This window comes from Streptomyces sp. ISL-36 (genome assembly GCF_018614205.1).
Classification (GTDB): domain Bacteria; phylum Actinomycetota; class Actinomycetes; order Streptomycetales; family Streptomycetaceae; genus Streptomyces.
Map to the genome: position 1 here is coordinate 23,410 of NZ_JAGGOS010000023.1, position 9,765 is coordinate 33,174.

Here is a 9,765-nt window from a genome sequence, read left to right on the forward strand (position 1 = left end):
GCTCGCCATCTGAAGGGGGAAACATGGGAGTCCCGGCCGCCGCACCGAAAGAACCTCGGCATCTGCGTCCCGCCACCAACGAAACCTCGGTCGGCGCCTTCGACGCCGTCGACCGGCGGATCCTGGACCTCGTCCAGAGCGACGGCCGCATCAAGCTCAGCGAGCTCGGCCGGCGCGTCCGGCTCAGCCCGGCGGCCGTCACCGAGCGGGTGCGCCGCCTTGAGGCGTGCGGGGCGATCACCGGGTACGGCGCGCACGTCTCCCCGGCCCGGCTCGGCTACGGCATTCAGGCCTTCATCCGGGTCAACCCGCACGGCGGCTACACCCTCAAGCACCCCCGGACCCTCGAACTGACCGCCCGTCCCGAGGTTCTGGAGGTCCACCACGTCGTCGGCGAGGACTGCTGGATCCTCAAGGTCGCCGTCACCGACACGATCCACCTCGAAGACGTCCTGGAGCAGACGTCGGCGCTCGGCCGGACGACCACCTCGATCGTCCTGTCCTCACCGGTGGAGCGCAAACCCCTGCTCCCTCCCGGCGAGAACGGTTCTTGACAACACGGAGCCGCTGCCGTTGAGATGAAGGAACTCGCGTCGCGTGCCGGTCCGCGCTGGAAAGCGGAGGCATGGAGGCAAGAGGACCGTAGGGACGGCTTTGCCTCTCCACTTCCACACGCGGATCATCGATGAGTTCCGCACCAACGCCGGCAAGCTCGGCGGCCCCTTCGAGGGATGGGTGCTCCTTCTTCTCACCACCACCGGCGCCCGGTCCGGAAACGAACACACCACGCCGCTGGGCTTCGTCGAGGACCGGGACGAGAACGGCCGCGACCGGCTCCTGGTCACCGGCTCGGCCGGCGGCTCCGACCGGCACCCCGACTGGTACCGGAACATCCTGGTGAACCCCACGGTCACCGTGGAGCTGGGCGCCGACACCTGGCAGGCCACGGCCGTCGCCGCCACCGGCGCCGAGCGCGATGAGCTCTTCGCCAAGGTGGTCGCCGCGGCACCGGGGTACGCCGACTACCAGAAGGCGACCGACCGGATCATCCCCGTCGTCGCTCTCTACCGGATCCCCGAGGACGACTACACCCCGCCGAACCGGCTCGATGCCCTCGCCGACGAGCTGATCAAGATCCACGACTGGCTGCGCTCGGAACTCGCCGCCCTCAGTGACGGGCTCGACACCCGCACCGCCCCCGGGCTCACGGTGGAGCTGCGCCGCCACTGCCTGACCTTCTGCTCGGCGATGGCCGTCCACCACGGCGGCGAGGACGCGGGCCTCTTCCCCTACCTGGCCCGCGCCTTCCCGGAGAAGGCCGACGCCTTCGACCGGCTGAAGGCCGAGCACGCGACGGTCGCCCGCATCCTCGACCAGCTCCAGGCCCTGCTCGCACGCCTCGACGAGGCCGAGCCCGGCGCGCTGCGCGTGGAGTTCGACCGGCTCCGCGGGGAGCTGGAGACTCACTTCGCCTACGAGGAGGAACAGGTCGTTCCGCTGCTCAGGGCAGGCAGCTGACCGCCTCCCGCATTTCCTTCTTGCCTTGACGTCGGCGTCAAGGCTTACGTTCGGGGACATGCGAATCGGCGAGCTGGCCGAGCGGGCCGGAACGACCACGCGGACTCTGCGGTACTACGAGTCCCGTGGCCTTCTGGCCGCCCGGCGCACGGAGAACGGCTACCGCACGTACGACGAGGACGACCTGCGTCTGCTCCAGCAGATCCGGACCCTGCAGGACTTCGGGTTCGAGCTGGAGGAGACGCGGCCGTTCGTGGAGTGCCTGCGGGCGGGTCACCCCGCGGGGGACGCCTGTCCCGCCTCCCTCGACGTGTACCGGCGCAAGCTCGCGGAGCTCGACGGGCTCGTCGAACAGCTCCAGGCGGTGCGGGCGCAGGTCGCCGCGCAGCTGCTGCGGGCCGAGGCGGAACTGCCCGGCGGCCCCGAACCCACATGCGAACTCGGAGGATGACGACATGATCCAGGTGGAGGGTGTCACCACGGTGACCGACACCGACTTCGACACCGAGGTCCTCGGCGCCGAGCTGCCCGTCCTGGTGAAGTTCACCGCGGACTGGTGCGGCCCGTGTCGCCAGCTGGCGCCGGTCCTCGGCGCGGTCGCGTCGGAGCAGGCCGACCGGCTGAAGATCGTCCAGCTGGACGTGGACAGGAACCCGGAGATCACGCTCCGGTACGGCGTGCTGGCGACGCCGACGCTGATGGTGTTCCGGGCGGGCGAACTCGTGAAGTCGATGGTGGGGGCCCGCCCGAAGCGCCGCCTGCTGGAAGAGCTGGAGGACGTGCTCGTCCAGGGGTGAGACACCCCCGCGGGTCAGGACACCTGGACGGCGTCCGGCCACAGCGCGGTCGAGTGGGCCGCGACCAGCGCCCCGATCCGGTCGAGGATCTCCTCCGCCGGCGCGGGAGCGAGCCGGCGGCCGTCCCGCAGCCTCAGGGCGACGCGGTCGTCGGCGGCCTCCCTGGCGCCGACGACCGCCTGGTACGGCACGAGGCGGGCCTCGCGGATCCGTGCACCGAGGGTGCCCCGCTCGGGCCCGGCGACCTCGGCCCGCAGTCCCCGTTCGGCGCACCGGGCGGCCAGCGCCTCGGCGTGAATGAACTCCTCGTCGGAGACGGGCAGGATCACCATCTGTACGGGTGCCAGCCAGGCGGGGAAGGCGCCGCCGTGCTGCTCCAGGAGGTGGGCGACGGCCCGCTCCACGCTTCCGACGACGCTGCGGTGGATCATCACCGGCCGGTGCCTGGCGCCGTCCGCGCCGATGTAGTGGAGGCCGAACCGTTCGGGCTGGTGGAAGTCGATCTGCACGGTGGAGAGGGTCGACTCGCGTCCCGCGCCGTCGGCGACCTGCACATCGATCTTGGGTCCGTAGAAGGCGGCCTCGCTCTCGGCGGCCTCGTACGGCAGCCCGGAGGCGTCGAGCACCTCGGTGAGCAGGGCGGTGGACCGCTCCCACATCCCGGGCGCGGCGACGTACTTCCCGCCCGGCCCGGGCAGCGAGAGCCGGTAACGGGCGGGGACGATGCCCATCGCCTCGTACGCCCGACGAATCATCTCCAGGGCGGCCGAGGCCTCCTCGGCGACCTGCTCCAGGGTGCAGAAGATGTGCGCGTCGTTGAGCTGGATGGCCCGGACGCGGGTCAGTCCGCCGAGTACGCCGGAGAGTTCGGAGCGGTACATGGCGCCGAGCTCGGCCATGCGCAGCGGCAGCTCCCGGTAGCTGTGCGCCCGGGAGCGGTAGATCACCGCATGGTGGGGACAGAGGCTCGGCCGCAGCACGACCTGCTCACCGCCGACGTCCATCGGGGGATACATGTCGTCGCTGTAGTGCGCCCAGTGGCCAGAGATCTCGTACAGCTCCCGTTTGCCGAGCACGGGCGAGTACACATGGCGGTAGCCGGCCCGGCGTTCGGCGGCGCGGACGTACTCCTCCAGGGCGTGCCGTACGACGGCGCCGTCGGGCAGCCAGTACGGCAGCCCGGACCCGATCAGCGGGTCGGTGTCGAACAGGTTCAGTTCACGGCCGAGCCGGCGGTGGTCGTGCATGGTGGTCTCCTCGCGGGAAGAGGGCGAGTGACCACAGAACGAAGCCCCGGGGCACTCGCCCCGGGGCTTCGGACAAAGACAGCTGTCAGCGCGCCGGGACACTCTCCGGCGTCGTCGTGATCATGGCAGCGCGCTTCATGAGAAGGACGCTAGCAGGGGGTACGGGCGGGGTGCACGGGGTTTTCCGCGGCCCTCCGTCCGTCAGCGCAGGGCGAGCCGGACGCGGCGGGTGACCACGTTGACGGCGGTGACCTCGAAGGTCAGCTCGTCCCCCGGCCGGGGCGAGCGGCCGTCGAGGTCGTCGTGGTCGACGAAGGCCTCCACGCCGTCGGCGACGAGGACGAAGACCCCGGACGGGACCCGCTTGGTCACCCGACCGGTCCGGACGCCTCCGAAGCCGCCGCGCGCGAAGGCCCGCAGTGGGTCGGGTTCCAGGCTCTTGAGGGAGAGGAAGATCCTTTCCCGGCTCAGGTCGACGGCCAGGACCTCGAACGGCAGCTCCTGCCCCTCGCTGATCACGTCACCCGGGAAGTCGTACACGCCCCAGGACACCTCGGGGATGTTCATCATCCCCACCACGCCGCCCAGTTCCACGAAGGTCACATGGAAGCTCGCGAGGTGCGAGACGACACCCGTGACGACATCGCCCCGCTCCAGGCCGGTGAGGAACGCCTCGCGTTCCTCGCCCTTCAGCGTGAGCGTCTCCCGCGCCTCCGTGAACGCCGCCTCGCTCAGCAGCGAACGCCACCGCGTGAACAGCCTCAGCAGCGCGCCCCCGTAGCGGGTCCGCAGCTCCCGGTTGTGGCGGAGCACGTCGAGCTCGTTCGCCGCCGTCAGCTCCGCGAAATCCTTCCGCCGCCCCCGCGCCGCCGGATGCGTCTCCCCGGTGAACCGGTCCCGGAAGAGCCCGTCCTCATCCGTCAGTCCGGGGTAGGAGATCTTCCGGTCGCAGCCGGCGTAGAAGTACACGAGCTCTTCCGCCTCGGTGCCGATCGCCTCCGCGAGGAGACCGCGCCGCTCCAGGGGCAGCAGGCTCTCCGCGAAACCGTCCGTGCCGTAGAAGGCGTGGCACAGGCCCGCAAGGCGCAGCTCGTCCCGTGCGCCCCAGTCCGCGAGCCGTGCCTCCACCCGCTCCAGGTGGGCGAGCAGGGTGCCGCCCGGGTGTTCCAGCGTGTCCGCGCCCCGCGCGAGGAGCAGCTCGCGCGCCGCCTCGAATGCCGTTTCTCTCCCCATGGCGCACAAAAATACCCCGACGAGTAAATTGAAGTCGGGGCATTGCATCGCGTATATTCATGGGTTCCGCGTCTTGACATGACAAAGACGTGGAGAAGTTCAATAAACGCACTGTATCGCGCCGGGAGTCGAATTGTCAACCGAGGAATTTCGGAAAGAGCAGGAATTCATCGCCGAGCTCTACGCACGACTCGACGACCTGAGGGACCAGGCCGAGGCCGCCGTCGACCAGGCCCTGCGCACCCCGGGGTCAGGCAGCAACCAGGGCCGACTCGAACGGGACGTGCTGGTGGCCGAGCGGTCCGGGCTGCTCGCCGCGTTCAACGCGGGCGAGACCGGGCTCTGCTTCGGGCGGCTGGTCTTCCAGGACGGGCACGACCACCACATCGGGCGGATCGGCATCCGCAAGGACGATCCGGACCGGACCCCCCTCGTCGTCGACTGGCGTGCGGACGTCGCCCGCCCCTTCTATCTCGCCACCGGGTACGAGCCGATGGGGCTCAGCCGGCGCCGGCACATCACCACCCACGGCCGCGAGGTCACCGCCCTCCACGACGAGGTCCTCGACCTCGCCGACCGGACCCGGACGGGCCACGAGAACCGGGACGCCGACGAGGTGCTTCTCGCCGCCCTCGACGCCGCCCGCACCGGGCGGATGCACGACATCGTGCAGACCATCCAGGCCGAGCAGGACCGCATCATCCGCTCCCCGCACCAGGGCGTCCTCGTCGTCGAGGGCGGCCCCGGCACCGGCAAGACCGCCGTGGCGCTGCACCGGGCCGCGTACCTCCTCTACGCGCACCGCGAGCAGCTCGCCAGACGGGCCGTCCTGATCGTCGGCCCCAACCCCGCCTTCCTCGGCTACATCGGCAACGTCCTGCCCTCGCTCGGCGAGACCGGCGTCCTGCTCGCCACCCCGGGCGAGCTCTTCCCCGGCGTCCACGCCACCGGCACCGACACCCCGCGGGCCGCCGCCGTCAAGGGCGACGCCGCCATGGTCGAAGCCCTCGCCCAGGCGGTACGGGACCGGCAGCAGGTCCCCGAGCGCGGCGAGCCGCTGATCGTGGCCCACGACGACGGCGATCTCGTCATCGACTGGGACATGGCCCTCGAAGCCCGCCACAAGGCGCGCGAGACCCGGCTGCCGCACAACCTCGCCCGCCCCTACTTCGTCTTCAACCTCCTCGACGCGCTCGCCGAACAGCTCGCCGACCGCATCGGCGCAGACCCCTACGGCGGGCCCAACTTCCTCGGCCCCGACGACATGGCCCTGCTCGCCAAGGGCGTCGCCGCCAACCCGGACGTCCACGCCGCCATCGACACCCTCTGGCCGCCGCTCACGCCCGAGGAGTTCCTCGCCGACTACCTCGCCGAGCCGACCCACCTCTCCGAGGAGGACGCCGCCGCGATCCGCCGCGACGGCGGCGAGTGGACCCCCGGCGACGTGCCGCTCCTCGACGAGGCCGCCGAACTCCTCGGCGAGGACGACTCGGCCGCCCGCGCCGCCCAGGAGGCCGAGCGGCAGCGGCAGATCCAGTACGCGCAGGGCGTCCTCGACGTCTCGTACGCCTCGCGCACCTACGAGTTCGAGGACAAGGAGGAGCAGGACAAGGACGCCTCGGAGGTCCTCTCCGCGCACGACATCATCGACGCCGAGCGGTTCGCCGAGCGCCACGAGGAGGCCGACCACCGCAGCGCCGCCGAACGGGCCGCCGCCGACCGCACCTGGGCCTTCGGCCACATCATCGTCGACGAGGCGCAGGAGCTGTCGGCGATGGCCTGGCGGCTGCTGATGCGCCGCAGCCCCACCCGCTCCATGACCCTGGTCGGCGACCCCGCCCAGACCGGCGACGCGGCCGGCGTCGGCTCCTGGGAGAAGATCCTCGCGCCGTACGTGGAGGACCGCTGGGAGCTCGTCCGCCTCGGGGTCAACTACCGCACCCCCGCCGAGATCATGGCGGTCGCCGCCGACGTCCGGCGCGAGGCCGACCCCGGCTTCGAGCCGCCGCGCTCGGTCCGCTCCACGGGCGTCGAGCCCTGGGAGCGGACCGTCGAGGACCCGGTGAAGGAGACCGCCGACGCGGTCGCCGCCGAGCTGCGCGCCGAGGGCCGGCTCGCCGTGATCGCCCCGCGGGAGCTGCACCCGGCGCTCACGGCCGCGCTGCCGGAGGCCTCCTACGGCCCGGCGCCGGACCTGACCCGCCCGGTGGTGCTGCTCGACCCCCGGCAGGCGAAGGGGCTGGAGTTCGACACGGTCCTCGTCGTCGACCCGGACGCCGTCCGGGCCGGGGCCGCCCACGGCGTCAACGACCTGTACGTGGCGCTGACCAGGGCCACCCAGCGGCTCGGCGTGATCCGCGCCGCCTGACCCGCAGGCCGCGCGCTCCCCGGCCCGCGTCCGGCCGGGACCCCGCCTCGCGGCGGGGCCCCGGCGGGTCTCAGGCCGGCCGCAGCCACACCGTCGCGAGCGGCGGCAGCGTCATCCGTACGCTCGCCGCCCGGCCGTGGGACGGGACCGACTCCGTCTTCACCGGGTCGGTGTTCACCACGTCGCTGCCGCCGTACCGCGCCGCGTCCGTGTTCAGGACCTCCGTCCAGGCCGCCACCGTGTCCGGGACCCCCAGCCGGTGGTCGTGCCGCACCACCGGCGAGAAGTTGCAGACCGCGAGCAGGGGGGAGTCCTCCGCGTCGTAGCGGAGGAAGGCGAAGACGTTGTCCTCGGCCGCGTCCCCCACCACCCACTGGAAGCCCTCCGGCACGGTGTCCCGCTCCCACAGCGCCGGGGTCCGCCCGTACACCGTGTTCAGATCGCGCACCAGGTCCCGTACGCCCCGGTGGTCCGCCTCCGCCCCGTAGGACGGGTCGAGCAGCCACCAGTCCGGTCCGTGCTCCGCGGACCACTCGGCGCCCTGGGCGAACTCCTGCCCCATGAAGAGGAGTTGCTTGCCCGGGTGGGACCACATGAAGCCCAGATAGGCACGGTGGTTGGCGCGCTGCTGCCACCAGTCGCCGGGCATCTTCGACACCAGCGCCTGCTTGCCGTGCACGACCTCGTCGTGGGAGATCGGCAGGATGTAGTTCTCGCTGTACGCGTACACCATCGAGAAGGTCATCTCGTTGTGGTGGTACTTGCGGTGCACCGGCTCCTTGGAGACGTACCCCAGCGAGTCGTGCATCCAGCCCATGTTCCACTTCATGCCGAAACCCAGACCGCCGAAGCCGCCCGGCCCGACCTGGTCGGTCGCCCGGGTGACCCCGTCCCAGGCCGTCGACTCCTCGGCGAAGGTGATGACCCCCGGGCAGCGCCGGTACACCGTCGCGTTCATCTCCTGGAGGAAGGCGACCGCGTCCAGGTTCTCCCGGCCGCCGTACTCGTTCGGCAGCCACTCGCCGTGCTCGCGGGAGTAGTCGAGGTAGAGCATCGAGGCGACCGCGTCGACCCGCAGGCCGTCGATGTGGAACTCCTCGCACCAGTACACCGCGTTGGCGACCAGGAAGTTCCGCACCTCCTTGCGGCCGTAGTCGAACTCCAGCGTTCCCCAGTCCGGGTGCGCCGAGCGCCGCGGGTCCTCGTGCTCGTACAGCGGCCGGCCGTCGAACTCCGCGAGCGCCCAGTCGTCGCGCGGGAAGTGCGCCGGCACCCAGTCCATCAGGACGCCGATCCCGGCCCGGTGCAGGGCGTCGATCAGGTACTTGAAGTCGTCGGGCGTGCCCATCCGGGCGGTCGGCGCGTAGAAGCCGGTGACCTGGTAGCCCCAGGAGCCGCTGAAGGGGTGCTCCGCGACGGCCATGAACTCCACGTGCGTGAAGCCGAGGTCGCTGACGTAGGCCGGCAGCTGCTCGGCCAGCTGCCGGTACGTGAGCCCCGGCCGCCAGGACGGCAGGTGCACCTCGTAGACGGAGAGCGGTGCCTCGTGGTGCGGCCGGGCGCCCCGGCCCGCCATCCACCCGGCGTCGCCCCACTCGTGGTACGAGTCGGTGACGACCGACGCGGTGTTCGGCGGGCACTCGGTGCGGCGGGCCATCGGGTCGGCGCGCAGGGTGTGCGAGCCGTCGGGGCGGGCGATGTCGAACTTGTAGAGCGCGCCCTCGCCGATGCCCGGCGCGAACAGCTCCCAGACGCCGGTCGCGCCGAGCGAGCGCATGGGCAGCCCGGTGCCGTCCCAGTAGTTGAAGTCGCCGCTGACCCGCACGCCGCGCGCGTTGGGGGCCCAGACGGTGAACCGGGTACCGGTCACGCCCTGGTGGGTCATGGGACGGGCGCCGAGCGCCTTCCACAGCTCCTCGTGCCGGCCCTCGCCGATCAGATGCAGATCGAGGTCACCGAGGGAGGGGAGGAAGCGGTACGGATCCTGCACGGGGAGCTCGTCGCCGTCGTAGCGCACCAGCAGCTCGTAATCGGGGATCTTGCGCAGCAGCGGCAGAAGTCCGGAGAAGAAGCCGTCGCCGTCGTCGTGCAGTGGGGTCCGCTTGCCCTTGGCGAGGACGGTGACCTCACGGGCGTACGGGCGCAGCACCCGGATCGCCACTCCGCCGCGCACGGGGTGGGCGCCGAGAACACCGTGCGGGTCGTGGTGCTCGCCCGCCAGCAGCCGGGCCCGATCGCCCGCGTCGAGCGGCGGCGCCTTGCGAACGCGTCGGTCCCCTCCGGGCTCCGCGCGGGGCGCCGGCGTCTTGGCCGTCGCCTTCGTCACGGTCTTCGCCGGGGGCACCGCGTCGGTCGTGGTACGGGCCGTCTTGCGTGCGGATCGGGCGGTCACGGGGTGGCCTCCTGTACGAGGGGGATGGGCAGGGAGAAGAGCAGCGGCGACCGCCTGGCGAAGACGGCGGTGGTTCCCACGCAACCGCAACGGGCGGCGCGCCGCACAGGACACTCGGCCGAACGGGCGCCGTCCGGGTGATGCGGGGTGCGCCGGAGCCGGACGGGCGCGCGCCCGCGGGGCACGGGGGCCCGGCGGACGGGCCCGCCC

The 9,765-nt window shown here is 71.8% G+C and carries 9 protein-coding genes; 5 read left to right on the forward strand and 4 right to left on the reverse strand.

Annotation, left to right across the window (positions count from 1 at the left end; all coding sequences use genetic code 11):
• The first annotated feature begins 23 nt into the window (after positions 1–23).
• The 4 genes from J7E93_RS06305 to trxA all read left to right on the forward strand — a co-directional run bounded on the left by J7E93_RS06305 (position 24) and on the right by trxA (position 2,315).
• On the forward strand, positions 24–554 hold the full coding sequence (locus tag J7E93_RS06305) for an Lrp/AsnC family transcriptional regulator (protein ID WP_215066263.1): 531 nt from the start codon (positions 24–26) through the stop codon (positions 552–554).
• Between the two features lie 100 nt (positions 555–654).
• Positions 655–1,518 carry a nitroreductase/quinone reductase family protein gene (locus J7E93_RS06310; protein WP_215066264.1) on the forward strand — a complete coding sequence of 288 codons (864 nt, stop codon included), beginning with the start codon at positions 655–657 and terminating at the stop codon, positions 1,516–1,518.
• Positions 1,519–1,576: 58 nt separating this feature from the next.
• The gene (locus J7E93_RS06315) at positions 1,577–1,969 is read left to right on the forward strand and encodes a MerR family transcriptional regulator (protein ID WP_215066265.1); all 393 of its coding nucleotides are present in this window, start codon (positions 1,577–1,579) and stop codon (positions 1,967–1,969) included.
• A gap of 4 nt (positions 1,970–1,973) precedes the next feature.
• Positions 1,974–2,315, forward strand: coding sequence for a thioredoxin (gene trxA / locus J7E93_RS06320; protein ID WP_215066266.1), 342 nt, complete (start codon positions 1,974–1,976; stop codon positions 2,313–2,315).
• Between the two features lie 14 nt (positions 2,316–2,329).
• Here the strand turns inward: trxA and thrS are convergent, their stop codons facing one another.
• Positions 2,330–3,664 carry a threonine--tRNA ligase gene (thrS, locus tag J7E93_RS06325; RefSeq protein ID WP_215066267.1) on the reverse strand — a complete coding sequence of 445 codons (1,335 nt, stop codon included), beginning with the start codon at positions 3,662–3,664 and terminating at the stop codon, positions 2,330–2,332.
• Positions 3,665–3,763: 99 nt separating this feature from the next.
• Positions 3,764–4,795 carry a DUF6817 domain-containing protein gene (locus J7E93_RS37990; RefSeq protein ID WP_215066268.1) on the reverse strand — a complete coding sequence of 344 codons (1,032 nt, stop codon included), beginning with the start codon at positions 4,793–4,795 and terminating at the stop codon, positions 3,764–3,766.
• A 133-nt stretch (positions 4,796–4,928) separates the two neighbouring features.
• Between J7E93_RS37990 and J7E93_RS06335 the strand changes: the two genes are divergently transcribed.
• Complete coding sequence (locus J7E93_RS06335) at positions 4,929–7,163, forward strand: UvrD-helicase domain-containing protein (protein WP_215066269.1); 2,235 nt, start codon at positions 4,929–4,931, stop codon at positions 7,161–7,163.
• 70 nt (positions 7,164–7,233) lie between these two features.
• Here the strand turns inward: J7E93_RS06335 and glgB are convergent, their stop codons facing one another.
• Both glgB and J7E93_RS06345 read right to left on the reverse strand, forming a co-directional pair.
• Positions 7,234–9,555: a 1,4-alpha-glucan branching enzyme gene (glgB, locus tag J7E93_RS06340; RefSeq protein ID WP_215066270.1), complete on the reverse strand. Its 2,322-nt coding sequence runs from the start codon at positions 9,553–9,555 to the stop codon at positions 7,234–7,236.
• Positions 9,552–9,765 (reverse strand): hypothetical protein (locus J7E93_RS06345; RefSeq protein WP_215066271.1); only part of this gene is annotated, 214 nt, incomplete at its 5' end. The genes J7E93_RS06345 and glgB, both read right to left, overlap by 4 nt.